Origin of the sequence: Thermobacillus sp. ZCTH02-B1, assembly GCF_002159085.1 — a bacterium.
Classification (GTDB): Bacteria; Bacillota; Bacilli; order Paenibacillales; family Paenibacillaceae; genus Thermobacillus.
Window position 1 is genome coordinate 19047 of the sequence record NZ_LZRU01000032.1, and the last position, 25256, is coordinate 44302.

General features: G+C 66.7%; 24 protein-coding genes. 3 read left to right on the top strand and 21 right to left on the bottom strand.

The features are described 5' to 3' along the window. Positions 1-224 precede the first annotated feature (224 nt). Positions 225-791 (top strand): NAD(P)/FAD-dependent oxidoreductase, encoded by a 567-nt coding sequence (locus A9Z00_RS13085; RefSeq protein WP_296978258.1) that lies wholly within the window; start codon positions 225-227, stop codon positions 789-791. 512 nt (positions 792-1303) lie between these two features. Here A9Z00_RS13085 and A9Z00_RS13090 read toward each other — a convergent pair. The 8 genes from A9Z00_RS13090 to A9Z00_RS13125 form a co-directional block, all read right to left on the bottom strand. After that, the gene (locus A9Z00_RS13090; RefSeq protein WP_296978261.1) at positions 1304-1984 is read right to left on the bottom strand and encodes a DUF421 domain-containing protein; all 681 of its coding nucleotides are present in this window, start codon (positions 1982-1984) and stop codon (positions 1304-1306) included. 48 nt (positions 1985-2032) lie between these two features. Continuing rightward, positions 2033-3514, bottom strand: coding sequence for an MFS transporter (locus tag A9Z00_RS13095; RefSeq protein WP_296978264.1), 1482 nt, complete (start codon positions 3512-3514; stop codon positions 2033-2035). A gap of 111 nt (positions 3515-3625) precedes the next feature. After that, positions 3626-4366, bottom strand: a complete 741-nt coding sequence (locus A9Z00_RS13100) for a nucleoside phosphorylase (protein WP_296978267.1) — start codon at positions 4364-4366, stop codon at positions 3626-3628. 15 nt (positions 4367-4381) lie between these two features. Further along, positions 4382-5059 carry a sulfite oxidase-like oxidoreductase gene (locus tag A9Z00_RS13105; protein WP_483316313.1) on the bottom strand — a complete coding sequence of 226 codons (678 nt, stop codon included), beginning with the start codon at positions 5057-5059 and terminating at the stop codon, positions 4382-4384. Between the two features lie 42 nt (positions 5060-5101). Next, entirely contained in the window at positions 5102-6013 is a 912-nt protein-coding gene (locus A9Z00_RS13110) for an ABC transporter permease (RefSeq protein ID WP_296978272.1), read from the bottom strand. After that, a complete protein-coding gene (locus tag A9Z00_RS13115) occupies positions 5997-7064 on the bottom strand; it encodes an ABC transporter permease (protein ID WP_483316310.1) in 1068 nt (355 codons plus the stop codon). The genes A9Z00_RS13110 and A9Z00_RS13115 overlap by 17 nt, the downstream gene beginning before the upstream one ends. Next, positions 7045-8616, bottom strand: coding sequence for an ABC transporter ATP-binding protein (locus A9Z00_RS13120; RefSeq protein WP_296978278.1), 1572 nt, complete (start codon positions 8614-8616; stop codon positions 7045-7047). The genes A9Z00_RS13115 and A9Z00_RS13120 overlap by 20 nt, the downstream gene beginning before the upstream one ends. Before the next feature lie 108 nt (positions 8617-8724). After that, positions 8725-9807: a BMP family lipoprotein gene (locus tag A9Z00_RS13125; protein ID WP_296978281.1), complete on the bottom strand. Its 1083-nt coding sequence runs from the start codon at positions 9805-9807 to the stop codon at positions 8725-8727. Between the two features lie 356 nt (positions 9808-10163). Here A9Z00_RS13125 and A9Z00_RS13130 point away from each other — a divergent pair, with 356 nt between their 5' ends. Further along, positions 10164-11567, top strand: coding sequence for an S-layer homology domain-containing protein (locus A9Z00_RS13130; RefSeq protein WP_296978284.1), 1404 nt, complete (start codon positions 10164-10166; stop codon positions 11565-11567). 166 nt (positions 11568-11733) lie between these two features. On the opposite strand, the gene A9Z00_RS13135 is transcribed toward A9Z00_RS13130, so the two are convergent. From A9Z00_RS13135 to A9Z00_RS13145, 3 genes are all read right to left on the bottom strand, one after another. After that, positions 11734-11913 (bottom strand): winged helix-turn-helix domain-containing protein, encoded by a 180-nt coding sequence (locus A9Z00_RS13135; RefSeq protein ID WP_367189573.1) that lies wholly within the window; start codon positions 11911-11913, stop codon positions 11734-11736. Positions 11914-11985: 72 nt separating this feature from the next. Next, positions 11986-12804, bottom strand: coding sequence for a TrmH family RNA methyltransferase (locus A9Z00_RS13140; protein ID WP_296978287.1), 819 nt, complete (start codon positions 12802-12804; stop codon positions 11986-11988). 6 nt (positions 12805-12810) lie between these two features. Further along, complete coding sequence (locus tag A9Z00_RS13145; protein WP_296978290.1) at positions 12811-13491, bottom strand: potassium channel family protein; 681 nt, start codon at positions 13489-13491, stop codon at positions 12811-12813. A 116-nt stretch (positions 13492-13607) separates the two neighbouring features. Here A9Z00_RS13145 and A9Z00_RS13150 point away from each other — a divergent pair, with 116 nt between their 5' ends. Then, on the top strand, positions 13608-13862 hold the full coding sequence (locus A9Z00_RS13150; protein ID WP_296978292.1) for a small acid-soluble spore protein SspI: 255 nt from the start codon (positions 13608-13610) through the stop codon (positions 13860-13862). Positions 13863-14218: 356 nt separating this feature from the next. On the opposite strand, the gene purD is transcribed toward A9Z00_RS13150, so the two are convergent. The 10 genes from purD to A9Z00_RS13200 form a co-directional block, all read right to left on the bottom strand. Continuing rightward, on the bottom strand, positions 14219-15496 hold the full coding sequence (gene purD / locus A9Z00_RS13155; RefSeq protein ID WP_296978293.1) for a phosphoribosylamine--glycine ligase: 1278 nt from the start codon (positions 15494-15496) through the stop codon (positions 14219-14221). Positions 15497-15511: 15 nt separating this feature from the next. Beyond that, the gene (locus tag A9Z00_RS13160; protein WP_296978296.1) at positions 15512-16258 is read right to left on the bottom strand and encodes an IMP cyclohydrolase; all 747 of its coding nucleotides are present in this window, start codon (positions 16256-16258) and stop codon (positions 15512-15514) included. A gap of 36 nt (positions 16259-16294) precedes the next feature. After that, positions 16295-17482 carry a phosphoribosylaminoimidazolecarboxamide formyltransferase gene (locus A9Z00_RS13165; protein ID WP_483316311.1) on the bottom strand — a complete coding sequence of 396 codons (1188 nt, stop codon included), beginning with the start codon at positions 17480-17482 and terminating at the stop codon, positions 16295-16297. 58 nt (positions 17483-17540) lie between these two features. After that, a complete protein-coding gene (gene purN, locus A9Z00_RS13170) occupies positions 17541-18155 on the bottom strand; it encodes a phosphoribosylglycinamide formyltransferase (RefSeq protein WP_296978302.1) in 615 nt (204 codons plus the stop codon). Continuing rightward, positions 18155-19198, bottom strand: coding sequence for a phosphoribosylformylglycinamidine cyclo-ligase (purM, locus tag A9Z00_RS13175; protein WP_296978305.1), 1044 nt, complete (start codon positions 19196-19198; stop codon positions 18155-18157). Before purM ends, purN begins: the two co-directional genes overlap by 1 nt. 203 nt (positions 19199-19401) lie before the next feature. After that, entirely contained in the window at positions 19402-21165 is a 1764-nt protein-coding gene (gene purF / locus A9Z00_RS13180; RefSeq protein ID WP_296978308.1) for an amidophosphoribosyltransferase, read from the bottom strand. Beyond that, complete coding sequence (gene purL / locus A9Z00_RS13185; RefSeq protein ID WP_296978310.1) at positions 21147-23396, bottom strand: phosphoribosylformylglycinamidine synthase subunit PurL; 2250 nt, start codon at positions 23394-23396, stop codon at positions 21147-21149. The genes purF and purL overlap by 19 nt, the downstream gene beginning before the upstream one ends. Beyond that, positions 23374-24069 carry a phosphoribosylformylglycinamidine synthase subunit PurQ gene (gene purQ / locus A9Z00_RS13190; protein WP_296978312.1) on the bottom strand — a complete coding sequence of 232 codons (696 nt, stop codon included), beginning with the start codon at positions 24067-24069 and terminating at the stop codon, positions 23374-23376. The genes purL and purQ overlap by 23 nt, the downstream gene beginning before the upstream one ends. A gap of 4 nt (positions 24070-24073) precedes the next feature. Then, a complete protein-coding gene (gene purS, locus A9Z00_RS13195) occupies positions 24074-24316 on the bottom strand; it encodes a phosphoribosylformylglycinamidine synthase subunit PurS (RefSeq protein ID WP_296978315.1) in 243 nt (80 codons plus the stop codon). A 44-nt stretch (positions 24317-24360) separates the two neighbouring features. Continuing rightward, positions 24361-25254, bottom strand: a complete 894-nt coding sequence (locus A9Z00_RS13200; RefSeq protein WP_296978318.1) for a phosphoribosylaminoimidazolesuccinocarboxamide synthase — start codon at positions 25252-25254, stop codon at positions 24361-24363. Positions 25255-25256: the final 2 nt, after the last annotated feature.

Consider the following 25256-nt stretch of genomic DNA (forward strand, 5'->3'; position numbering starts at 1 on the left):
CCGGTCAGAAATGCGCCCGCCGTTTGCCGCACGATGCGGTCCCGAACCTTGCATGCGTCCGGATCCGCTCCGCGGAGCCGCAAAACGCGGGTCACGGGCCGATTCTCCAACCCTCGGGCCGCTTTTCCCGCAGGCCGCTTTTTGATTTTCTCAACATATTTGTATAAAATGTTCCTCAGGCATCATGCTGTGCCCGCACATTCCGTATGCAAGGAGTGATCCCCGTGTACGACATCGCCATCATCGGCGCCGGCCCCGCGGGCGCAAGCGCCGCGCTGTTCACCGCGAAGGCCGGCAAGAAGACGCTGCTCCTCGACAACGACAAGAGCATCACGAAGCGCGCCTGGATCGAGAACCACTACGGCGTTCCGGAGATCACGGGGCCGGACCTCGTCGAGACCGGCAAGAAGCAGGCGGCGAAGTTCGGCGCCGAGCTGAAGCAGGCCACCGTCACGAACGTCGTGAAGGACGGCGACAAGTTCCGGATCGAGACCGAAGCCGGCGAGACGTTCGAGGCGTCGCAGGTCATCATCGCGACCGGCCTTGCGACGGACCTTGCCGAGAAGATCGGTCTGAAGCTGAAGGACGGCACCGAGCCGCGCATCAAGACGGTCATCGACGTCGACGCGGACGGCCGGACGAACATCGACGGCATCTGGGCGGCCGGCACGGTCGCGGGCGTCAGCGTCCACACGATCATCACGGCCGGCGACGGCGCGAAGGTCGCGATCAACGTCATCAGCAAGCTGAACGGCGAGCGGTACGTCGACCACGACGTGCTGAAGTCCTGATCCGCGGGTTGCGGCCCGAATCAGCGAGTCACACGGCCCGATCCGGCGGATGTGGCCCGAATCACCGAGTCACGGCCCGGTCCGGCGGAATTGCGGCACGAATCGGCGTGTCGCGGCCTGATCCGGCGGGTTACGGCACGAATCGGCGCGCCACGGTCTGTTCCGGCGGATTTGCGGCGCGAATCGGCGCGCCACGGTCTGTTCCTGCGGATGGCGGCGCGAATCGGCGTGTCGGAGCCCGATTCGTCGGGTGCGGCGCGAATCGTCGTGTCGCGGCTTGGGTCCGCGGGTCGCGACCCGAACCGGCAAGCGGCGTTCTCTTCCGGCGGATGGCGTCCGCGCGCCGCGGCACGCGGTTCCCTGGACCCGTCCGACGGCAACGGCGGTGCCGGACAGCGGTCCGCCCGCAACGGTCCGCCTTCCTGCCCGACAGGCCGCCGTCCCGCCGAAACCGCGAAAAGGCAGCCCGGCCCGGAGCGCCGCGAAGCGGCGCCGGGGCCAGGCTGCCTTTTTCACCGGAACGGAATCACGAACAGCCCCTCTTCGGGATCCCAGTCCGCGTACAGGACGCTCTCGTACGACTCGATGCCCTGCTCCGCAAGCTGCTGTCTCAGCCACGGCTCGGACAGCGAAGCCTTCCCGAGATTGTCCGCCTGAAGCTCTCCGTCGAGGATGAGCGTGATCGGCAGGCCCCCGCCCGTGCCGTTCAGACCGAAATCCCTTCGCGTCGGCTTGCCGTACGGCTGTTTCGGCAGCACGCTGATCATGCCGTTCGTCTCGAGCACGGCATAGTCGATCTCGCGCAACGAGAAGTACCCCTGCTGCCGCAGCAGGCTGAGCAGCTGGTTGAGGTCGAGCATGTTGCGCCGCATCACGTCGTACTGCAATTCGCCGCGCCGGATGACGATGGAAGGCTCGCCTTCGAACAGCGTGCGCATTTTCCGCGATTTCAGCGTCAGGCGCCCGATCGCGTAAATGATGATCCCCCACACGAAGAGTCCGTACAGGATTTGCAGCGCCGTCACGTCCGGATGGTAGACCGCATTGCCGACGAGATCCCCGAGCACCAGGATCGCGACGAATTCGAAGGGCGTCAGTTGGGAGAAATGCGCCTTGCCGAGCGCCTGGTTGAACACGAACAGTCCCACGAAACCGAACAGCAGATCCAGGGTGATGTGCACATAATCTTTCACGGCAATCCCCCCGCATTCCCCGCCAGGGTCATTGCCGTTAGTATTCCCTCATTCGCCCCGATCCGGTCCGGATTCCGCAGCCAACATCTTCCCCCGCGGCACGGTCGCCAGCACGGCCGTGACGCAGACGAGCATGGCGCAGCCCGTCACGGCGAACAGCCCCGTAACCGGCAGCGGCAGGAGCCCGAGGCCGGACGAGCCGGCCACCGTGCCCAGCGAGAACAGCGCGTAGAACAGACCGTAGGCCCGCCCGCGGTTCGATTCCGTCGTGCCGTGGATCAGCAGCGTGTTGATCGCCGGGAACAGCAGCGCGAACCCGAGGCCGTACAGCGCCATCACGGCGCCCAGCGCGATCGTGTTCCCGCTCTGCCCGAGCAGGATCTGGCTGATCGCCATCATCGCAAGGCCTGCCGCAAACCGCATGACCGGCACAAGCCGCCTGAAACCCGCGCGCGCCTGAACGACGAACACCGCGACGGCGATCAGGCCGAACAGGCTGAGCAGCATGCCGCTCATCCGCGAATCGTAACCGAGATCCTCCACGTGCCGCGGCAGCAGATAGGCCAGCGCCCCCTGCGAGAACATGAGGAAAAAGGCCCCCGCGTACGACTGCACGAGCTCCCGCTTCCAGACCAGCCTGCCCGTTTCTTGCCGCTTCTCCGCGCTTCGCGCGTTCCGTTTCCGAAGGAAGATCACCGTCAGCAGGAGCAGCCCGATCCCGAGCACGGCGACCGTCGCGAACACGAACGGCACGCTCGTCCGGCTCGCCATGATGCCGCTGTACGCGGGCCCGGTGATCGCCGCGATCCCGACGAACGTGCCCGACACCGCGCTCTGGCTGCCCTGCCGTCCGCGTTCGGTCGCGTTCGCGAGGAACGTGAAGGCGGCGGGCACGATCAGCCCGCTCACGAAGCCGTGCAGGAACCGCACGGCGACGAGCGCGCCCGGCGTGTCCGCGAGGCTGTAGGAAAGCAGCGCGCCGGCGGTCAGCGCGAGCCCGGCGGTCAGCACCGGATACGCGCCGCTCCGGTCCGTCCAGATGCCCGAGGCGATGTTCCCGAACAGGTTCGTGAGCGAGTACATGCCGACGACGAAGCCCGCGACGGCCGCGCTGGCGCCGAGCGCTTGCGCGTAGGTGCTCATGACCGGCAATTGGGTGAACAGGTCGATGAACGCGAAGAACACGATCGCATAGACGAGCCATTTGAGCGGAACCGGTTTCACCTCGAACCGGTCCCTGCGCCGGCTGATCGCGCGGTCCGCCGCGAACCAGAGGAACGGCACGAACGCGGCGGCGAGGCACAGCAGCGACCATCCGAAATGCCACTGCAGGCGAAGCTGCGCGTACAGGATCGCGAGCAGATAGGCGATGACGATGTAGCCGTGGATCGTGCCGACGATCGTGACGGCCATCGGCATGTCGGCGAAATATTTCAGCGGCATCGCGATGCCGAGCAGCACGAGCAACGACGTGCCGTCCACAAGGCCGGCCGTCCTCACGAGGGTCAGCGGATGCAGCAAACGTCTCAACGGTTCTCCTCTCCTCCGATGGCGGGCGCTTTTTCTCACTCCTTTTATATTACCACGAGTTTCGACAAAAACGCCCGCCCCGTACGGGACAGGCATCGTTCCGTCCATGCGTTATCCCGCGCCCGAAGCGTCCGCCCGGGCCAGCGACGCGACCGCCCGCAGCGCGGCCCCGATCCCGCGTTCGACCGCCTCGGCGACGATGTCGCGGTGCGGGTTGTACGCCTCGTCCACGGTATCGGCATCGCCGTCCAGCGCGACGATCGCTCCCGCGCGCATCCCGCGCAGCGCGGCAATCACGTAGAGCGCGGCGATCTCCATCTCCACGGCGAGCACGCCCGCCTTCGCGTACACCGCGTGCGGCAGCTCGACGACGCCGGTATAGAACGCATCGAACGTCGCCGTGATCCCTTTGCCGACGCGGCCGCCGAGCGCCGCGGCTTCGCGGTACAGCGCCTCCGTCACGGCGCTGTCGGCGACGGCCGGAAAGCCGGGCGGCACGAGCTGCTTCGTCAGCCCGTCCTCGCGCACCGCCGCGGTGCTCACGATCAGGCTGCCCGCCGGATACGCCGGCGAGAGTGATCCGGCCGTGCCGACGCGGATGATCGTCCGCACGCCGGCCCGCGCCAGCTCCTCGAAGCAGACGGCGGCGCCGGGCGAGCCGACGCCGTGGCTCGCGACGGCGAGTTCGACGCCGTCATACCGTCCGACGAACGTCCGGTATTCGCGGGCGAAGGCGAGCTCCCGCGCGTCCTCCAGCCTGCCCGCGATGTTCTCCGCGCGGAACGGGTCGCCGCAGACGATCGCATACGCCGGAATGTCGTCCGGATCGACGCGCAGAACCGGCAGTTTCATGGGCAGGGTCCTCCTTCAGTCGTAATCGCACTGCATCCATTCGTCTTCCGGCATTTCGTACGAATCGTCCGAGAACCGCTGCTCCCGGAACGGGTCGCCGTAGTGGTGGTAGCCCAGCCGCTCCCAGTAACCGGGCCGGTCCTCCTTCATGAACTCGATGCCGCGCACCCATTTCGCGCTCTTCCAGAAGTACAGGTGCGGCACGACGAGCCGGAGCGGCCAGCCGTGCTTCGGCGTAAGGGGCTTGCCGCCGTATCCCCAGGCGAGCAGCACGTCGTCCCGCATCAGGTCTTCCAGCGGCACGTTCGTCTCATAGTTCGGATCGGCGTGGATCATCACGTAACGCGCCTCCGGTCGGACGCGGATGCCCGCCGCCGCGATGAAGTCCCGGAACCGCACGCCCTCCCACTCGGTGTCGAACTTCGACCAGCGCGTGACGCAATGGATGTCGCAGACGACGGTCGTCCACGGCATCTTCATCACGTCGCCCAAGGACAAGGTCTTCTCTTCGTCCACAAGGCCGAACACGCGAAGCGACCACGCCGAACCGTCACCGTAGTCCGGAACCTCTCCCATGTGCAGGATCGGGAACCGTTCCGTCAGCGTCTGGCCCGGAGGCAGACGGTGCGCCTGTTCCGGGCTGACGCCGGGCGCCGGGATCCGTGCACGTCTGATGCGTTCCGCCTTGTCCATTTTGTCCATCCGATGGGCCTCCTCCCGAGTTGGTCTCCGCCGTCAATCGATACGGCCGGTCTGCCTCAAGTATGCGCGATCCTTGAACAAGAACATCGCGGCGAGCGTCATCACGTAGGGCAGCGCCATCGTGAACTGCGTCGGCAGCGCGTAGCCCTGCAACCGGATGCTGAGGGCGTCCATGAATCCGAACAGCAGGCTCGCCAGCATGACGCCCAGCGGATGGTTCTGGCCGAGCATGACCGCGACGAGCGCGATGAAGCCGCGGCCGGCCGTCATCCCCTCCGTGAACTGCGTCACCTGGCCGAGCGACAATTGCGCGCCCGCGAGGCCGCAGAGCACACCGCTCGCAAGCACCGCCCAATACCGGATGCGGTCGATCCGGATTCCGAGGCTCCGCGCCCCCTCCGGATGCTCGCCCGCGGCCAGCAGCCGGAAGCCCTTCACCGTCTTGAACAGGAAAAACTGCAGCACGAAGGCGAGCACAAACGCGACATACACGAGCGGCGAATGGCCGGACAGGATGCCGCCGACGCCCGGAATATCACCGACGAGCGGGATGTCCCATTTCGGCAGGCCGGCCATGCCCGGATCGTAGTAGGAGCCTTTCACGTGGAAAATCGCGGACAGGCAATACGTCGTGAGCCCCGACGCGAGGAAGTTGAGCGCCACGCCGACGACGATCATGTTCGCGTTCAGGCCGATCGTCAGCCAGGCGAGGATGAGCGACATGAGCCCGGAGCAGATGACCGCGAACAGGACGGCGAGCCAGACGTCGCCGAACAGATGATTGCCCGTGATCGCCGCGAACGCCCCCGTCAGCATGAGCCCTTCGAGGCCGACGTTGAAGATGCCCACGCGGGCGCAGATCACACCGCCGAGCGCGGCGAGCAGGATCGGGGCGATCATCCGCAGCGTGGAGCCGTACAGCGAGACGTCAAGCAGCAGTTCCATCGGCAGCCCTCGCTTTCCTGCGCTTGAGCAGCGCGCGCGTGAACCGGGCGGAGATGAACAGGATGATCGCCGCCTGGATGACGCTCGCGATCTCGAGCGGCACCTCGGTGTTCCGCTCGACGCCCATGCCGCCCGTCTGCAGCGCCGCGAGCAGGAGCGCCGCGGCCGCCGTGCCGAGCGGATGCGAATTCGCGAGCAGCGCCGCCATGATGCCCGACCAGGCATAACCGGGCGCGGTCAGCGCGTTGTCGATGTAACGGTACTGCGTGCCGAGCACTTCGACGGCGCCGGCCAGGCCCGCGAAGCCGCCGCTCGCGAGCATCGTCCAGGCCATCAGCCGGCCGCGGCGCACGCCGCCGTACAATGCGAACAACGGATTGCTGCCGTGCATGCGCAGGTGATAGCCGGCGACCGTATGGCGCAGGACGAGAAACAGCAGCACCGCGGCCGCGGCCGCGAGGACGAAGCCCGCGTGCACGCTCATTCCCTTGAACAGTTTCGGCAGCCAGACCGCCCGGTCGATCATGTTCGTCTGGTTGATCGCCGCGCTGCCCGACGTGTCCTTCAGCGGGAAGCTGACGAAGTAGCTGCACACGTAAATCGCGATGTAATTCAGGAGCAGCGTCGAGACGAGCAGGTTCAGCCGGAACCGGACATCGAGCCACCCCGCGAGCAGCGACCAGGCGCCGCCCGCGATGATGCCGGCGACGAGCGCCGCGATCATGGCAAGCGCCGGCGGCGCCGGCAGGTACAGCGCGGCCACCGCGGCCGCCAGCGCGCCGAAGAGCAGCTGCCCCTCCGCGCCGAGATTGAAGAAGCCGGCGCGGAACGCGAGCGCCACGCCGAGGCCGATCAGCATGATCGGCGTCGAACGCGCCAGCGTGTTCGTCAGGTAATAGAAGCTGCCGAAGGCTCCCTTCCACATCTCCGCGTACGTCTCGCCGACCGAGCCGCCGACGACAATGACCGCGACGGCGCCGGCGGCGAGGCCGGCGGCGAGCGCCGCGAGCGGGTGGACGAGGCCGCGCAGGCTATCCGCGAGACGCCGCAAGATCCGCACCGTCCGATCGGCCTGCGCGGCCGGCGGAAACCGCGTGTTCCGCATGGTCCGTCACCCCCGCCATCAGCCTGCCGATCGCTTCCTCCGTCGCCTCATCCGCCCGGAACTCCCCGGCGATCCGCCCTTCGTACAGGACGAGAATCCGGTCGGACAGCTTCAGAATCTCCGTCAGCTCCGAGGAGACGAGCAGAATCGCGCCGCCCTCGTCGCGTCGCTTCAGCAGCCCGGCGTGGATGATCTCCATCGCGCCGATGTCAACGCCGCGCGTCGGCTCGGCGGCGATGACGAGCGGCGAACCGTGCGCGAGCTCGCGCGCCGCGATCAGCTTCTGCAGATTGCCGCCGGACAGCGAGCCCGCCTTGACGGCGGGCGATTCCGCCTTGATCTTGAACCCGGCGATCCACGCCTCCGCCATCCGGCGGAGTCGCCCGCGCAGCAGAAAGCCGGAACGCTTCGCGCTGTCCGTATGGCCCATCGCCGCGTTGTCGGCGACGGATTCCTCCTTCGCCGAACCCCAGCGGTAGCGGTCCTCCGGAATGTGGGCGAGCCCGTGCCGGCGGAGGTCCCGCGCGTCCGCGCCGGTGACGTCGCGCCCGCAGAGCCGGATCCTGCCCGCGTCGATGCGCCGGAGGCCCGCGATCGCCTCGACCAGCTCGGTCTGGCCGTTGCCGGACACGCCCGCGACGCCGACGATCTCACCCGCCCGCACGGTAAACGTCACGCCGTCCAGCAGCGGCTTCGCCTTGCCCCGGCCGCCGCGGACCGTGAGCCCCTCCACCTCGAGCACCGGATCGCCCGGCCTGGCCGGCCGTTTCTCCAGCGGGACGAGCTCGCGCCCGACCATGAGGCGGGAGAGCTCGTCCACGTTCGTATCGGCGGCGCGCACCGTCGCCACGACGCGGCCGTCCCGCAGCACCGTGATCCGGTCGGATACGTCCATCACTTCCTGCAACTTGTGCGTGATCAGGATGAAGCTCTTGCCCCGGCGCGCCAGCCCGCGGATCGCGGCGAGCAGCTCCTTCACTTCCGGCGGCGTCAGCACGGCCGACGGCTCGTCCAGGATGATGATGTCCGCGCCCTGGTACAGCACCTTCAGAATCTCGACGCGCTGCTGGATCCCGACCGGGCAGTCGGCGATCCGCCGGTGCGGATCGACGGGCATCCCGTATTCGGCGGACAGCCTGGCCGCTTCCTCGGCCGCCTTCTTCCGGTCGAACAGGATGCCGGAGCGGGGCTCGCGGCCGATCACGATGTTTTCCGCCACGGTGAACGAGGGGAACAGCATGAAATGCTGGTGCACCATGCCGATCCCCGCGCGGATCGCATCCTCCGGCGAGCGCAGCACCAGCTCTTTCCCGCGGAGCCGGATCGTCCCGGACGTCGGGGTCTCCTCGCCGTACAGGATGCGCATCAGCGTCGTTTTGCCCGCGCCGTTTTCCCCGACCAGCGCGTGCACCTCTCCCTCTTCGAGCGTGAAGTCGACGCCCGCGTTCGCGGCGACATCGCCATAGAGTTTGGTGATCTTCTCCATCTGGAGCAGCATGCTGGTTCCCCTTCCGCCCCGCGTTTCATGCCCGGCAACATGTACAGCAGCCGGCCGCGTCCCGGCAGCCGGCTGCCCCAGATCTGAACCGACGGATCGAGTGAAGCTTTACTGCTGTTCGAGCGGATTGACGACCGTGATCACTCCGGACACGATGTCGTCGCGGATCTTCTTCAGCTGCTCGATCTTCTCCTGTCCGAGCACCCCGGGCACCGGCGACGGCGATTCCGCCGTGACGAACGTCAGGCCGACGCCGTTCTCGGCCAGGCCGTAGTGGACCGTGCCGAAGGTGAAACGGCCCTGCGCGAAGTCCTTCACCGTCTCGTAGACAACCGTGTCGGTCTCCTTCAGCTGCGACAGGATGATGTGTTCCGGATCCTCGACCGTGCGGTCGACGTCCTGGCCGGAGGTCAGGAAGCCCTTCTCCTTCGCCGCTTCGAAGATGCCGTTGTCGCTGACGGCCGACATGCCCGCGATGAAGTCGGCGCCCTGCTCGTATTGCACCAGCGCCAGCTCCTTCGCCTTCGCCGGGTCGGTGAAGCTGCCGACGTAGCTGACCAGGAAGTTCGCGTCCGGATTCGTGTATCGGAGCCCCTGCTCGAAACCGCTCGTGTACTTGCCGAGCAGCGGAATGTCCATCGCGACGACCGCGCCGACCGTGTTCGTCTTCGTGACGAGGCCGGCGGCCGCGCCGAGCAGGAACGCGGCTTCGTGTTCGCGGAATTCGATGCTCCGGACATTCGGCGCGTCAAACGCCTGATCGATGATCGCGAACGGCCGGTCCGGATTTTCGGCGGCGACCTTCGTCAGCGCGTCGACCGCGGTGAAGCTGCTCGTGATGATCAGATCGTAGCCGTCGGCGACGGCGGCGCGCAAATTTTGCTCCAATGCGGCCGGATCCGTCGACTCGATCGTCTTCACTTCGACGCCGAAATCTTCGGCCGCCTGGTTCAGCCCGTCCACCATCTGCGTGAAGAACGCGTTGACGCCGATCTTCTCCGGAAGCACGAGCGCAATCCGCTTCTTCGGGCCTTCCGCTCCGCCACCCGCGTCCGCGTCCGCGCCCGCATTCGTTCCCTCGCTCCCGGACGTGCCGGCCGCGCCGCCCTTCCCGTTGTTTCCCCCGCCGCAGGCCGCCAGCAGCGAGACGATCAGCACGGCCATCAGCACAAGCATGGATGTTCGTTTCATGGCATGATTTCTCTCCATTCCCGTCCAAATCGTTTTTTTCGGTTTAATCCTATCTATTTACTTTGTATTTGTCAATGGTTTCGTTATGAGAAAGACAAGAATATCGTCATAAATATCGTCATGTCCGCATTCCCGCGGAAGATGAATACCGTTTTTTCCCGAAACACACCTTTCAACGCGAATGGCCGCAAATCCTTCTTCCATTCCCCGACATCCGGATGTTCCGCATCAGCCTGGAACCCCCCATCCCGCCACGCCGCATGCCGGAATTCCGCTTGACAGGGGAACGATTGCTTTGCTAGGATTAATCCAATTATTCATACTATTTTACTTAGTTTTAATGGGGAGGTCATCGCATGTCCATTCCGCTTCACCGGCTGCTCGGCAGGCTGCTCCCGATTCCGTTGGCCGCCGCCCTCCTGCTTTCCATTCCGGCCGTGTCGGGCGCCGCCTCCGCCGGCGTCTCCGGTCCGGAAAACGCCGTCTCCGCGGCCGTTCAGGGCGCTTCGCGGGAAACCGTCGCGGACTATGCGCGGTTCCTGAAGGACAAGTTCGGCATCGCATTCTCCGGTGCGCCCACGAAGGGCGAGTTTCTCGCCGCAACGGCCGCCGCGTTCCGGCTGGTCCGCGAAGACGCGGAGGCCTCGGTGGCTGACGGCGACTCGATCTTCACCGATGTGAAGGCGTCGAGCTCCTATTATGAAGCGGCCATCGCGCTCTACCGGGAAGGCGTCATTTCCTCCGGCGCGCTGAACCCCGGGGCGCCGCTGACGGCGATCAACGCCGCGCAGATCGCGGTCAAGGCGTCCGGGCTGAAGGAGCTCGCCTACACCTATCCCGCGGACAAGGCGAACCGGACGCTCGAACCGTTCCGCCTGAGCACCGCGCTGCTCGGGCTGCGGGGGGCGCAGGAGCTCGCCGCCGCCATCGATGCCGGCCTCGTGCCGGCCGACCATTATCATCTGATCCGGGAGCGGAGTGCGGCGACCGCCAAATACGCCGCCGTCCTCCTCGGCAAGACGCTCGAAACCCGCGGCGAGTACAAACGGTATATCGGCTGGGTGAGCGACGACCATATCCTGAACGAACTGCTGAACGCGTATCGGGCAAGCGGCATCGTCAAGGCCCCGGCGCTCCAGGCGATCGGCGACCGGGCGCTTGAAGAACAACTCGTTACCGGCTACACGATCCGCGACTCGAGGTACGAAAGCAACTTTGTCGACGAATTGACGATCACGTACGCCCACGCCGACATCCGCCACGCGCTGCAGCTCGTCGCCCTGCTGCGCAGCGAGGGCATCGACGCCCGGGTGCAGTACGAACCGCGCACCTCCGCCTTCGTCTATCTGAAGGAATGGGGCGATCCCGGCGAATCCGAATATCATGAAGTCCGGCAGATCGCAAACGGCAACTGGATCGAATACGCGAAGGAATACGAGCTCGTCTTCGAATTCCGCAGCACGGCGGACCGCGACCGGTTCGACGGCATCATCCGGCAATACGCGAAGATGAATGAAGCCGACCAGCCCGGGCTGATCTACGGCTCCTGGTGGCAGCCGCTCTACTATGCCAACGTCCGGCCCGCGGGAGACTACAGGCTGATCGCCAACAACAGGCTGTCCGACGGCCGCTACTACCTGGAGTCGTTCTCGCTGATCGGGCAGACCGATGACATCGCCGCGGCCTATCGCACCGACGAGCCGGGCATCACGTACGCGAGCTACACGTTCTGGGCGAACGCCGCGTTCTACCGTATCTGAACGGCGAAGCGAAATAAGCGGGCCATGGCGTGAAAACGACGGCGGGGATGGCGCGCGGATCAGCACCGCGCTCCATCCCCGTTTGCGTAGACAAACCGCTCCGCCGCCGTCCGCACGCCCGTTCCCCACTCGACCGTGGTCCCGTGCGGCGGCTAACCGAAGAATCTCACCACATCCGGTCCTGCCGCGTGATGGACAGGTTGTGCTTCATGACGAGCCGCGCCGTCAGCTCGAACAACGTCATTCCGTCCCGCTCGGCCAGCTCGTCGAGGATGATCCGCCGTGTCGGATCGCCCAGCGCCTTGAAGATGATATCCTGCTTGTCGTCTCTTTCCCCGTGTGTCATATCCGGATTACATGGTCGGTTGCATGTCAAGCGCGGAGGGACGCGTCAACGGGGCGTCCCTTGGTCCGGCCTTCACCAGGAAAAATACCGCTGCCGCATCGCCTCGTACATCAGCACCGCGCCCGCCATTGCGACATTGAGCGACTCCGCCTGTCCGCGCATCGGGATGAGCACGTGCTCGTCCACCAGGGCGGAGACGGCCGGGGAGAGGCCTTCGGACTCGTTGCCGAGCACGAGCCAGCAGGCGGAACGCCAGTCGTACTCGTAGCAGGTGACGCGCGCGTCCAGGCTGGCGCCGACGATGCGGGCGCCGCGCCGCTTCGCCTCCGGCAGGAGCTCGGCGAGATCGCCTTCGATCACCGGCAGATGAAAAAGCGATCCCATCGTCGAACGGACCGTCTTCGGATTGTACGGGTCGACGCAGCCCCGGCCGAACACGACGGCGTCGGCGCCGACCGCGTCGGCCGCGCGGATCAGCGTGCCCGCGTTGCCGGGATCACGCACGCCGTCGAGGGCGACGACGAAGCCGCCTTCGCGGTGCAGCGCGCTTCCGTCATGCCGCGGCTTCGCGACGACCGCGAACACCGGCGGCGGCGTGTCCGTGCCCGTGCACTTCGCCATGACGGACGCCGGCAGCGCGTAGACCGGCGTCCGCTCCGGCAGGCGCGTGTCCCTGAGCTCCTCCGGCCAGCCGCGTTCGGCGTCGACGGCGATCGCCCCGATCGCGGCGAGCCCGTCCGCCTTCAGCGCCTCCTGCAGCAAATGGACGCCTTCGATGAGAAAAAAGCCGGTGCGGTCGCGGTGTTTTTTCTCGAGGAGGGAAGCCCAGGCTTTCACCTTCGGGTTCTGCGGGGACGTGATCGGAATCGGGTTGACGGGCCTGTCCTTCATGCGCCCTCACTTCCCGCCTGCCGCAAAATGCCGCTCGAGCTTCCCGAGATCGCCGTTCCGGCCGACGATGACGAGCACGTCGCCCTCGCGGATCGCATCTTCCGCGTTCGGCGCGATGTTCATCCGGTCCCCGGTCTTGATCGCCATGACGCTGCAGCGGAACCGGGCGCGGATGTCGAGCTGCTTGAGGTTCCGGCCGATCATGGCCGGCGTCGCCTCGAGCTCCGCGATGCTGTAGTCGTCCGTCAGCTCGATGAAATCGACCAGGTTCGGCGAGATCAGGCTGTGGGCGACGCGCTGCCCCATGTCCCGCTCGGGGAAGATGACCTTGTCCGCGCCGATTTTGCTCAGTACCTTGCCGTGCAGCTCGTTCTGCGCCTTCGCGATGATGCGCGGGACGCCGAGTTCCTTCAGGATCAGCGTGGTGAGAATGCTCGCCTGGATGTCCTGTCCGATCGCGACGACGACGACGTCGAAATTCCGGATGCCGAGCGCGCGCAGCGCCTCCTCGTCGGTCGTGTCGGCCGCCACCGCGTGCGTGACCCGGTTGGCCACCGCCTGCACGCGCGCGCCGTCCGCGTCGATCGCGAGCACTTCGTAGCCGAGCTTCGAGAGCGTCAGCGCGACGCTCGAACCGAAACGGCCCATGCCGATGACCGCAAACTGCTGCTTCGGAGACCTGGGCATGACCGCTTGTCCCTTCCTTCCAAAACGATATGTCCCATTATAGCACAGCGCGGGGATGAACATGCCGCCTGCCGGGCATAGTAAGGGGGGACTTTCCGCTCTCGGGGGGATACCGCGTGAACACGCTCGATCTGCGCCAGGCGATCATCCGGCGGGTGCACGACAAATCGAACGAGGATCTGTTCGACATCATCGACAGCTCGGTCGGCGCGGATGAACGGACGCTGCCCGGGCTCGGCGTGCTGTTCGAGCTGATCTGGCAGGACACGCCGCCCGAAGGCCGGCAGCGCATGGTGGACACGCTGCACCGGCATCTCGCCTCGATCCCCGCGCCGACGAAGTCCGACTCGGGAACCGGGCGCAAGACGTAACGGGGAACGGGGAAGCCTTCGTCCCGCGGCAGTCAGGAAACGAACGCGTCCGTCCGCCGAACGCATGCCTTTGATCACCAGTCGCAGGAATCACCAGTCGCAGGAAACCGACGCCATCCCGCCATTACGCAAAAAGCGGGAAGCCTCCGTCCCGCTTCCCGCCGTCGCATAACCGTCCTTCACCGTCAACCTCACGCCGATTCGCCGGCTGCCGTCCCCGGGCGCGGCTCTCTGCCGTGCGGCCGGCAGCGATCCACCCGCCGGGCCCGGACCCGCTTCGCGGCAGGCGGTCCTGCCGCCGATTCCGCCGGACGGCCTTCCGGAGCCCGCCCCGCTTTGCGGGCCGATCTTCGCCGTCAGTTCCGCCGTGCGGCCAGCGCCTTCGCCGCGATGTCCTTCCGATAATGCATGCCCTCGAACCGGATCAGCCCGCACGCCTCGTACGCCCGGTTCCGCGCCTCTCCGATGTCCCGGCCGCGGCCGACGACGCCGAGCACCCGGCCGCCGTTCGTGACGTAGCCGCCGTCCTTCAGCGCCGTGCCCGCGTGGAAGACGAGCGCGCCGGCTTCCTCCGCCTTGTCGATGCCTTCGATCGGCCGGCCCTTCGGATAGGAGCCGGGATACCCTTCCGACGCCAGGATGACGCAGACGGCCGCCTCGTCGCTCCATTCGATATCGATCCGATCCAGCCGGCCGTCCATCGCCGCAAGGATGATCTCGAGCAGGTCGGTCTTCAGCCGCGGCAGCACGACCTGCGCCTCGGGATCGCCCATCCGGGCGTTGAACTCGACCACCTTCGGCCCGTCCTTCGTCACCATCAATCCGGCGAACAGCACCCCGCGGAACGGCCGTCCTTCCTTCACCATCGCGGCCGCCGTCGGCTTGATGATGCGCTCCACCGCTTCCTCGACGACCGCCGGATCGATGTGCGGCAGCGGCGAGTAGGTGCCCATGCCGCCCGTGTTCGGTCCCCGGTCGCCGTCGAACACCGGCTTGTGGTCCTGCGCCGGCACCATCGGCCGGACGATCTCGCCGTCGACGAACGAGAGGATCGACATTTCCTGCCCCTCGAGGTAATCCTCGATGACGACGCGCGCGCCGGATGCGCCGAACACCCGGTCGATCATCATGCCGCGCAGGGCCTGTTCCGCTTCCTCGATCGTGCGCGCGACGGTGACGCCCTTGCCGGCCGCGAGGCCGTCCGCCTTCACGACGATCGGCGGTTGCTGCCTGCGCAGATGGGCGAGCGCCGTCTCGTAATCGTCGAACGTCTCGTACCGCGCGGTCGGAATGCCGTACTTCCGCAGCAGATGTTTCATGAAAATCTTGCTGCCCTCGATCTCCGCCGCCGCCTTGTTCGGTCCGAACGCCGGAATGCCCGCCGCCCCGAAGGCGTCGACGATGCCCGCGGCAAGCGGATCGTCCGGACCGACGACGACGAGGTCGATCGCCTGCTCCTTCGCGAACCGGACGAGCTTGTCGAATTCCATGACGCCGATCGGCACGCATTCCGCGAGCTTCGCGATGCCCGCGTTGCCCGGCACGCAATAGAGCTTCTTGACCCGGCTGCTCTTCGCGAGCGACCAGACGATCGCGTGCTCGCGCCCGCCGCCTCCGATGACCAGAATGTTCACCGCTTCAGGTCCCCCTTAATCCTTGTTCCGGATCGTGATCGCCGCTTCGCCGCCCCGCACCGGAATCGTCTTCACGAGCAGCGAGATGCGGTTTTCCCCGTCCAGCCGGTTCCAGTAGTAGTCGAGCGTTTCCCCCGCATCGTCGAACAGCGGGACGAGCTTCGGTTCGCCCTCGAAGGACGGCAGCGGATCGCCGTCGCCCATGTAGGTGTGGATGAGATGGCCGAAGCCCGGCAGCGGCCGCTCGTAGGTGAAGAAATGCCGCTGCGGGAGCGACTCGATGCCGCGGTTCGCCTTCAGGATCGCCAGCTTGTAGGCCGCGGTCGGGTCGCCCGGCTGGACGATGCCGGAGATGCGCGGCGTGAAGTTCGGCGCGTCCGGCTCGAACGTGCGCGTCTTCAGGGCGTCCTCGAACGTGCCGCCCTTCGCGAGGAAGTCCGCGATCGTGTCGGTCTGGTCGCCGTTCGTCACGATGTGGGCGCCCGCGGACACCCGCACCGGATGGTAGATGATGAGCGACGGGTCGGTCAGCTTCGCCGGATCGCGCGCCTCGGTGCGGACGCTCCCGTCGTCTTCGAGGACGAAGATCCGGTTGCGGCTGTTCTCGCTCCGGCCCATGATCCAGTACACCTGCACGTAGCGGGTGCCGTCCGGCGTCATGCCGATGATGATGCCGCGGCCCGGATAGCGGTTGGCCCGGAGCGCCGCGGCGTTCGCTTCCGCTTCCGCCTTCAGCAGGTCGAGATTTGCGGTGGCGGTCATACGTGCATCATGCTCCTTTCGCTTGTCGCGGCGGAATCAGTGATGGAACAGCCGGACGCCGGAATAGATCATGACCATGCCGTACTCGTTCGCGGCCTTCACGACTTCCTCGTCGCGCACCGAGCTGCCGGCCTGGATCACGTATTTCACGCCGCTGCGGCTCGCCCGGTCGAGGTTGTCGCGGAACGGCAGAAACGCGTCGGAAGCATAGGCGACGTTCCGGAGTCCCTTCAGCCATTCGCGCTTTTCCTCCGGCGTGAGGCGCGGCGGCACTTCCTCGAAGCATTGCTCCCAGCTCTTCCGCTCGACCGGCGTCAGCACATCCTCGAGCCAAAGGTCGATCGCGTTGTTCTGCTCCGCGCGGGTGAGCCCGGGACGGAACTTCATGTTCAGCGCGATCGGATGCTGGCGCAGGAACCAGCGGTCCGCCTTGTCGCCGGCGAGGCGCGTGCAATGGATGCGCGACTGCTGGCCGGCGCCGATGCCGATCGTCTGGCCGTCAAGCGCGTAGCAGACCGAGTTCGACTGCGTGTATTTCAGCGTCAGGAGGGCGACGATCAGGTCGCGCTTCGCGCTGTCCGGCAGCTCCTTGTTCTCGGTCACGACATGCTCGAACACGGACTCGTCGATCACCGCGTTGTTGCGCTCCTGCTGGAGCGTGAGGCCGAACACGGTCCGCGTCTCGATCGGATCGGGCACGTAGTCGGGATCGATCTCGAGGATGAGGTATTTGCCGCCCTTTTTCTCCTTCAGGATGGCCAGCGCTTCCTCGGTGTATCCCGGCGCCACGACGAGGTCGGACACCTCGCGCTTCAAGAGCTTCGCCGTCGATACGTCGACGACGTCGCTCAGCGCGGCCGCGTCGCCGAAGGACGACATCCGGTCCGCGCCGCGCGCCCGCGCGTAGGCGGTCGCGAGCTCCGACAGCTCCATGTCTTCGACGAAGTACGCCTTGCGGAGCTCCGGCGTGAGCGGCTGGTAGACGGCGGCGCCGGCCGGGCTCACGTGCTTGAACGACGCGGCGGCCGGCAGGCCCGTCGCCCGGCGCAGCTCGCGCACGAGCTGGAACGCGTTCAGCGCGTCGAGCAGATTGATGAAACCGGGTTCGCCGTTGAGCACCCGGATCGGCAGCGGCTTGCCGCCGTAGGTCAGCTTCGCCTGCTTCTGGTGCGGGTTCATCCCGTACCTGAGATTGAGTTCGGTGATTTCGCTCATCGTCCCCATCCTTATCGTCGGTATTGGTGGCTGACGGACACGTACAGGCGGTTCGCGCGCATCTCGCTCACTGCTTCCCGATCGTCACGCGTCGGCCGTCCAGCCGGATGCGCCCCTCCGCGAACTGCTGCACCACCTGAAGCAGCAGCCGGTGCTCGATCGGATGGATGCGCGCCGCCAGCGTCTCCCAGGTGTCGTCCGGCTCCACCGCCAGCGCTTCCTGCGCGATGACCGGCCCGCTGTCGAGCCCGCCGTCGACGAAATGCACGGTGACGCCGGTCACCTTCACGCCGTAGTCGAGCGCCTGGCCGATGGCGTTCAATCCGGGAAACGCCGGCAGCAGCGACGGGTGCACGTTGATCATCCGTCCGTAATAGGCGTCCACGAGCACCGGCGTCACGATCCGCATGTAGCCGGCCAGCACGACCAGCTCGACGCCGCGGCGCTCCAGCTCGGCCAGAATCTCGCGCTCGTACGCTTCGCGCGACGGATAATCGCGCGGCCGGAACACGTACGTCTCGATGCCGGCCGCCTCCGCCCGCCCGATGACGGGCGCGCCCGGCTTGTCGCAGATGAGCAGCCGGATCTCCGCGTCGATCCGGCCGTCCCGCGCGCCGTCGGCGAGCGCCTGGAAGTTCGTGCCGTTGCCGGAGGCGAATACGGCCACCTTGAGCTTCGCCATCACACGTCAACTCCCGTGAACGTCACGATCCGGCTGCCCGGCGTCACCGTGCCGATCCGGTAGGCCTCGACGCCTTCCGCGGCGAGCGTCCGGACCGCCTCGTCGGCCTGATCCGCCGGCACGACGGCGACCATGCCGATGCCCATGTTGAACGTCGTGAACATGTCGCGGTTCGAAATGCGCCCCCGCTCCTGCAGCAGCCTGAATATCGGCTGCACCGGCCACGAGCCGTACGCGATCTCGACGTTCACGCCCTCCGGCAGCACGCGCGGAAGGTTCTCGATGAACCCGCCGCCCGTGATGTGCGCGAGCCCCTTCACTTCCACGCGTCCGATCAATCTGAGCACCGGTTTCACGTAAATGCGCGTCGGTTCGAGCAGCACGTCGCCGAGCCGGGCGCCGCCGAGTTCCGGCAGCGTGTCATCCAGCGAATAGCCGCAGTCCCCGAGCAGCACCTTGCGCACGAGCGAGTAACCGTTGCTGTGCACGCCGCTCGAGGCGAGGCCGATGACCGCGTCGCCCGGCCGGATGCCCGAGCCGTCGATCAGGCGCTTCCGGTCGACGATGCCGACGGCGAATCCGGCGATGTCGTACTCGTCCTCTCCGTACATGCCCGGCATTTCGGCCGTCTCGCCGCCGATCAGGGCGCAGCCGGCCTGCTCGCAGCCGTCCGCGATCCCCTTCACGATCGCCTCGATCCGCTCGGGCACGACCTTGCCGCAGGCGAGATAGTCGAGGAAGAAAAGCGGTTCCGCACCCTGCACCACGATGTCGTTCACGCACATCGCCACCGCGTCGATGCCGACCGTATCGTGCCGGTCCAGCGCAAACGCGAGCATCAGCTTCGTGCCGACGCCGTCCGTGCCGGAGACGAGCACCGGCTCCTCGTATTTCCCGAGATCGGGGCCGAAAAGCGCGCCGAACCCGCCGAGCCCGGTCAGCACTTCGGGGCGGAACGTCCGCGCCACATGTTTCTTCATCCGCTCGACCGCTTCGTTGCCCGCCGCGATGTCGACGCCGGCTTGTTTGTACGCTTCCGACACCAGGGTCACTCCTTCACGATGGCCGGACCATTCCGGCTGAAATGGCAGATATGGCAGATTTGGCAGACATAAGCGAAGAAGCTGCGCTTGTGTTGCCGAATGTTCGGCATTCGCCCGAAACGGAACATTTCGCGCCTTTTGCATCCATCATCGGAAATCGGACGGCAATCCGACGGCCGGACTGCCGTCCCCGGGCAAGCGCTTCAGCAACTGCACGTGCGCGACGGCTTCGCGAAATCGATCCGCGTCGGATAGTCGTTGTCGAAGCACGCCATGCACAGGCCGCCGTTGATCGCGAGCGCCGCCTCGAACTCCTCCGGCGTGAGACCCGCTTCCCGCAAACCCTTGAGCATCGCCGGGTCCAGCCGGAAGCCCGCGCCGGAAGCTCCGGCACCGTAAACGCCGGCACCGCGGGCGCCGGTCCCCGCGGAGGGACCGCCTGCGGCGAAGCGGCCCGATCCGGCCGCCGCCGATCCGGCGCTGCTTCCGGATGCGGCGTAACCGCCCGCGGCCGCGCCGGCCCCGACTCCGGCACCCACGGGCACGCCGGCGCCCAACGCGCCGGCCGGGAGGCCCAGCACCGCCTCGATGAACCCTTCCTTCGAGAGGAACACGAGCGAGTCCGCGTTGATCGCCTTCCGGATCTCCTCGACGGACATCTGCGCCGCGATCAGATCCTTCCGGTCCGGCGTGTCGATGCCGTAGAAGCACGGGTTCGCGAACGGCGGCGACGTGATGCGCACGTGCACCTCGCGGGCGCCCGCCTCGCGCAGCAGGTTGACGATCCGCCGCGACGTCGTGCCGCGCACGATCGAGTCGTCGATCATGACGACGCGCTTGCCCTCGACGACCCGCCGCACGGCCGACAGCTTCATCTTCACGCCGCGCTCGCGCAGCTCCTGCGACGGCTGGATGAACGTCCGGCCGGTGTACTTGTTCTTGATCAGCCCGAGCTCGTACGGGATCCCCGTCTGCTCCGCGTACCCGATCGCCGCCGAGATGCTCGAGTCCGGCACGCCCGTCACGACGTCCGCGTCGACGAACGATTCGATGGCGAGCCGGCTGCCCATCCGCTTGCGCGCCGCGTGCAGGTTGATCCCCGCCACGTCCGAATCCGGACGGGCAAAATAGATGTACTCCATCGCGCACAACGCCCGCCGCTTGAGCGGCGCGAACCGCTCGACGCGGATGTCCTTCCCCTCGCCGAGGATCAGCATTTCGCCCGGGAAAATGTCGCGCACGAACTCGGCGCCGACCGCCTCGAGCGCGCACGTCTCCGAGGCGAACACGTAGCCGCCCGAGAGCCGGCCCATGCAGAGCGGCCGCAGCCCGTTCGGGTCGGAGGCGGCGATCAGCCGCGTGTTCGTCATGATCAGAAACGCGAACCCGCCGACGACCCGCTGCAGCGCCGCCTTCACCGCGCCGACGAAATCGAGCGGCGAGCGCGCGATCAGATGCGCGATCACTTCCGTGTCGCTCGTCGTCTGGAAGATCGACCCGGCCGCCTCGAGCTCCGCCCGGATCTCCGGCGCGTTCACGAGGTTGCCGTTCGTCGCGACCGCAAGATCCCCGTCCCGGTACTTGAACACGAGCGGCTGCGCGTTCTCCGGCGAGCTGGCGCCCGACGTCGAGTAGCGGACGTGGCCGATCGCCCGGTCGCCGCGCAGCCCGTCGAGCGCCTCCTTCGTGAACACTTCCTTCACGAGGCCCATGCCGCGGTGCGCGGCGAACGATTCATACGGGCGCGCCGAGTCGACGGTGCAGATGCCGCAGCTCTCCTCGCCGCGGTGCTGCAGCGCGTGCAGCCCGTAATAGGTCAGCGCGGCGGCGTCCGGAATGCCGAACACCCCGAACACGCCGCATTCCTCGCGGACCTTGTCGAACAGATCCTCCCGTCCGGCGCCTTCGTTGTAATAGCCGTCTTCGGTCCAGGATCGCACCAGTTCGCTCAGTTCTTCAGCAGACATGGGATCGCTTCCTTCCAGACCTTCCGCAGTTCCTCGACCGGCGCGGCAATGCCTTCCCGCCCGTTCACCTTCACGACCAGATCGGTGCCGCCGACCCTGCCGAGCACCGAGCAGACCACGCCCCGCTCCCGAAGCAGCACGACGAGCGCATCCGCCTTCTCCGGCCGCGCGCTGAGCAGGATCCGCGACTGCGACTCGCTGAACAGCGCGACGTCCGGGCGGAGCGAAGTCTCGACATTCACCGCGGCGCCGAGGCCGCGGCCGAAGCACGATTCGGCCAGGGCCACGGCCAGCCCGCCCTCGGACAGGTCGTGGGCCGACGCGACGAGCCCCCGCCGGATCGCCTCCAGCACGGCATCCTGCACGCGCTTCTCCAGCGCCAGATCAATCTTCGGCGGACGCCCTTCCGTCTTGCCGAGCACCGCGTACTGCAGCTCGGAACCGCCGAGCTCGCCGTACGTCTCGCCGACGAGCACGATCACGTCGCCCTCGGCCTTGAACTCCTGCGTCGTGATGTGATCCAGATCCGTGACCAGTCCGACCATGCCGATGACCGGCGTCGGATGGATCGCTCCCTTCTCGCTCTCGTTGTACAGCGACACGTTGCCGCCGATGACCGGCGTGCCGAGCACGCGGCACGCCTCCGCCATGCCGTCCGTCGCCTTCTCGAGCTGCCAGTACACCTCCGGTTTCTCGGGGCTGCCGAAGTTCAGGTTGTCCGTGATCGCGAGCGGCTCCGCGCCCGAGCAGACGATGTTCCGCGCCGCCTCCGCGACCGCGATCTTGCCGCCGATCTCCGGATCGAGCCAGCAGTACCGGCCGTTGCCGTCCGTCGTCATCGCGAGCGCCTTGCGCGTGCCCGGCACCTGGACGACCGCCGCGTCGGACCCCGGCCGCACGACCGTGTTCGTCCGCACCATGTAGTCGTACTGGCTGTAGACCCATTCCTTGCTCGCCACGTTCGGCGACGCGAGCACCTTCTTCAGTGCGCCCGTCAGATCCTTGATCTCCTCGAACGCCGTCGTGTCGACCGAAGCGAACGCGCGGTAATATGCCGGCTCCTCGGACCGCTGCCGGTACACCGGGCAGTCGTCCACCAGCGCCTTCACCGGCATGTCCGCGACGACCTCGCCCCGGTGGTACAGCTTGAGCCGGCCGTCGTCCGTCACCCTGCCGACCTTCGCGCAGGGAACGCCCCACCGGGCGAAAATGTCCCGCACCTTCTCCTCGTTCGCCGGATCGATGACGAACAGCATCCGCTCCTGCGACTCCGAGAGCATCATCTCGTACGGCGTCATGCCTTCCTCGCGCTGCGGCACCTCGTCGAGGTACAGCTCGAGGCCGTTGCCCGCCTTCGCCGCCATCTCCGAGCTCGAGCAGGTGAGCCCCGCCGCGCCCATGTCCTGGATGCCGAGGATGAGGCCGGCGTTGATCGCCTCGAGGCACGCCTCCATGACGAGCTTCTCCATGAACGGGTCGCCGACCTGGACCGCCGAGCGCTTCTCCTCCGACTCCCCGGTCAGCTCGACGGACGCGAACGTCGCGCCGTGGATGCCGTCGCGCCCCGTGGCCGGGCCGACGTAGAACACCGGGTTGCCGACCCCCTTCGCGACGCCGCGCTGGATCTTGTCATGGTCGATCAGCCCGACGCACATCGCGTTGACGAGCGGGTTGCCCTCGTAGCTCTCGTCGAACATCACCTCGCCGCCGACCGTCGGGATGCCGACGCAGTTGCCGTATCCCGCAATGCCCGCGACGACGTTCTCGAACAGATACTTCACCCGCGGATTCCCTTCGAGCCGCCCGAAGCGCAGCGAATTGAGCAGCGCGATCGGCCGCGCTCCCATCGAGAAGATGTCCCGGATGATCCCGCCGACGCCCGTCGCCGCCCCCTGGTACGGCTCGACCGCGGACGGGTGGTTGTGGGATTCGATTTTGAACACGACCGCCTGGTTGTCGCCGATGTCGACGATCCCCGCGCCTTCGCCCGGCCCCATCAGCACGCGCGGCCCCGAAACCGGGAACTTCTTCAGCAACGGCTTCGAATTCTTGTACGCGCAGTGCTCGGACCACATGACGCTGAACACGCCGATCTCGGTGTAGTTCGGCTTGCGGCCGAGGTACTTGCAAATGAGCTCGTATTCGGAATCGCTGACGCCGAACTCCCGGTAAATCTTCAGCTCCGCAATCTGCTCCGCCGTCGGCTCCTTAGCCGTTAACTGCTGCGCCATGCCGTTCCCTCCATGCGCTCAGGACTGACGTGAACATCCGCCTGCCGTCCACGGAGCCGAGCAGCTCGCTCACCGCCCGCTCCGGATGCGGCATCATGCCGACGACGTTGCGGCGTTCGTTGCAGACGCCGGCGATGTCGTTCACCGAACCGTTGGGGTTTTCGCCCTTCTTGTATCGGAACACGACCTGGCCGTTCGCCTCGAGCCTCGCCAGCGTCTCCTCGTCGCAGTAGTAGTTGCCCTCGCCGTGGGCGATCGGGATGTCGATGATCTCGCCCTTCGCGTACTCCCGCGTGAACGGCGTCTCGTTGTTGACCACTTCCAGCAGCGTCGAATGGCAATGGAACTTCAGGTCCCGGTTCCGGAGCAGCGCGCCCGGCAGCAGGCCCGCCTCGGTCAGAATCTGGAACCCGTTGCAGATGCCCAGCACGTACCGCCCTTCCTCCGCCGCCCGGCGCACCTCGTCCATGACCGGCGCGAAGCGGGCGATCGCGCCGCAGCGCAGATAGTCGCCGTAGGAGAAGCCGCCGGGCAGGATGATCGCGTCGTAGGCGGAAAGGTCCGTCGCCGTGTGCCAGACGTAGTCGACCGGCTGGCCGATCGTCTCCCGCACCGCCTTGTAGCAGTCGATGTCGCAGTTGGAGCCCGGAAAAACGATGACCGCGAACCGCATCCGCTCAGCCCTCCAGTTCGAACCGGTAGTCCTCGACGACCGGGTTCGCCAGGAGCTTCTCGCACATCGCCTTCACGCGCGCCGCCGCCTCGGCCCGGTCCTTCGCGTCGAGCTCGAGCTCCATGTATTTGCCGATCCGCACCTTCCCGACTTCCGTGAATCCGAGGGAGTGCAGCGCGCCCTGGACGGCCGCCCCCTGCGGGTCCAGCACGTTCTGCTTGATCGTCACGTATACCGTGGCTTTCATCGTCAGGTCCGCCTCCTGTCATTCTGGTCCGGATGCCCGCCGGTTCATGCAAGCTTCCCGCCGGTCAGCCGCTCGTAAAGGTCCAGATATCGCCGCGTCGTCTCTTCCACCACATGCACCGGCAGCGGGTCGGGCTTGCTGTTCTTGTCCCAGCCGCTGCCCGCAAGGTACGTCCGCACCGGCTCCTTGTCCATGCTGTCGATCTCGATGTCGGGCGCCCATTTGTCCTTCGCCCAGAAGCGCGACGAATCCGGCGTGAAAATCTCGTCGATCAGCACGATCGCTCCGTCCGCGAGCCCGAATTCGAACTTGCTGTCCGCCAGGATGAGGCCGCGCTCCTCGCAGTAGCGGGCCGCCCAATCGAACAGCCGCAGGCTCCGTTCCCTGAGCTCCTCCGCGAGCTCCGCTCCGATGCGCCTCGCCATCTCGTCGAACGGAATGTCCTCGTCGTGGCCGGTATCGTTCTTCGCCGCCGGTGTAAAGATCGGCTCCGGCAGCTTCGCGTTCTTGCGCAGGCCGGGAGGAAGCGGGATGCCGTTCACCGCCTGCGTCTTCTCGTACTGCCGCCAGCCGCCGCCGGTGATATGGCCCCGCACGACGCACTCGATGTCGATCCGGCGGGCTTTCCGCACCACCATGATGCGGTCCTTCAGCCGTTCGGGATCCTTCGCGACGCCGCCGAGCCGGGATACGTCCGTGTGGATGAGATGGTTGGGCTGGATCGCGGACGTCTGCCCGAACCAGAAGGCGCTGAGCTTGTTCAGGACGATCCCCTTGTACGGCACGGGCGGCTCGAGCACCCAGTCGAACGCGGAGATCCGGTCGGTGACGACGATCAGGTAATGCTCGCCGAGATCGTACAGCTCGCGCACCTTGCCCTTGTGGACGAGCGGGGCGTCGACGAGATCGACGGCGGTGGCGAGGGTCTGCCGCGTCATCG

Bases quoted from the DNA above. Each gene is read 5' to 3' on its own strand.
- purL (WP_296978310.1), bottom strand. From the start codon at position 23,396: ATGGCGCAGCAGTTAACGGCTAAGGAGCCGACGGCGGAGCAGATTGCG.
- A9Z00_RS13120 (WP_296978278.1), bottom strand. From the start codon at position 8,616: ATGCTGCTCCAGATGGAGAAGATCACCAAACTCTATGGCGATGTCGCC.
- A9Z00_RS13200 (WP_296978318.1), bottom strand. From the start codon at position 25,254: ATGACGCGGCAGACCCTCGCCACCGCCGTCGATCTCGTCGACGCCCCG.
- A9Z00_RS13110 (WP_296978272.1), bottom strand. From the start codon at position 6,013: ATGGAACTGCTGCTTGACGTCTCGCTGTACGGCTCCACGCTGCGGATG.
- purQ (WP_296978312.1), bottom strand. From the start codon at position 24,069: ATGCGGTTCGCGGTCATCGTTTTTCCGGGCTCCAACTGCGACATCGAC.
- purN (WP_296978302.1), bottom strand. From the start codon at position 18,155: ATGGCGAAGCTCAAGGTGGCCGTATTCGCCTCCGGCAACGGCACGAAC.
- A9Z00_RS13160 (WP_296978296.1), bottom strand. From the start codon at position 16,258: ATGACCGCCACCGCAAATCTCGACCTGCTGAAGGCGGAAGCGGAAGCG.
- A9Z00_RS13125 (WP_296978281.1), bottom strand. From the start codon at position 9,807: ATGAAACGAACATCCATGCTTGTGCTGATGGCCGTGCTGATCGTCTCG.
- A9Z00_RS13165 (WP_483316311.1), bottom strand. From the start codon at position 17,482: ATGGGGACGATGAGCGAAATCACCGAACTCAATCTCAGGTACGGGATG.
- A9Z00_RS13100 (WP_296978267.1), bottom strand. From the start codon at position 4,366: ATGAAACTGCCGGTTCTGCGCGTCGATCCGGACGACATTCCGGCGTAT.
- purS (WP_296978315.1), bottom strand. From the start codon at position 24,316: ATGAAAGCCACGGTATACGTGACGATCAAGCAGAACGTGCTGGACCCG.
- A9Z00_RS13105 (WP_483316313.1), bottom strand. From the start codon at position 5,059: ATGGACAAGGCGGAACGCATCAGACGTGCACGGATCCCGGCGCCCGGC.
- A9Z00_RS13135 (WP_367189573.1), bottom strand. From the start codon at position 11,913: ATGACACACGGGGAAAGAGACGACAAGCAGGATATCATCTTCAAGGCG.
- A9Z00_RS13140 (WP_296978287.1), bottom strand. From the start codon at position 12,804: ATGAAGGACAGGCCCGTCAACCCGATTCCGATCACGTCCCCGCAGAAC.
- A9Z00_RS13130 (WP_296978284.1), top strand. From the start codon at position 10,164: ATGTCCATTCCGCTTCACCGGCTGCTCGGCAGGCTGCTCCCGATTCCG.
- A9Z00_RS13145 (WP_296978290.1), bottom strand. From the start codon at position 13,491: ATGCCCAGGTCTCCGAAGCAGCAGTTTGCGGTCATCGGCATGGGCCGT.
- purF (WP_296978308.1), bottom strand. From the start codon at position 21,165: ATGTCTGCTGAAGAACTGAGCGAACTGGTGCGATCCTGGACCGAAGAC.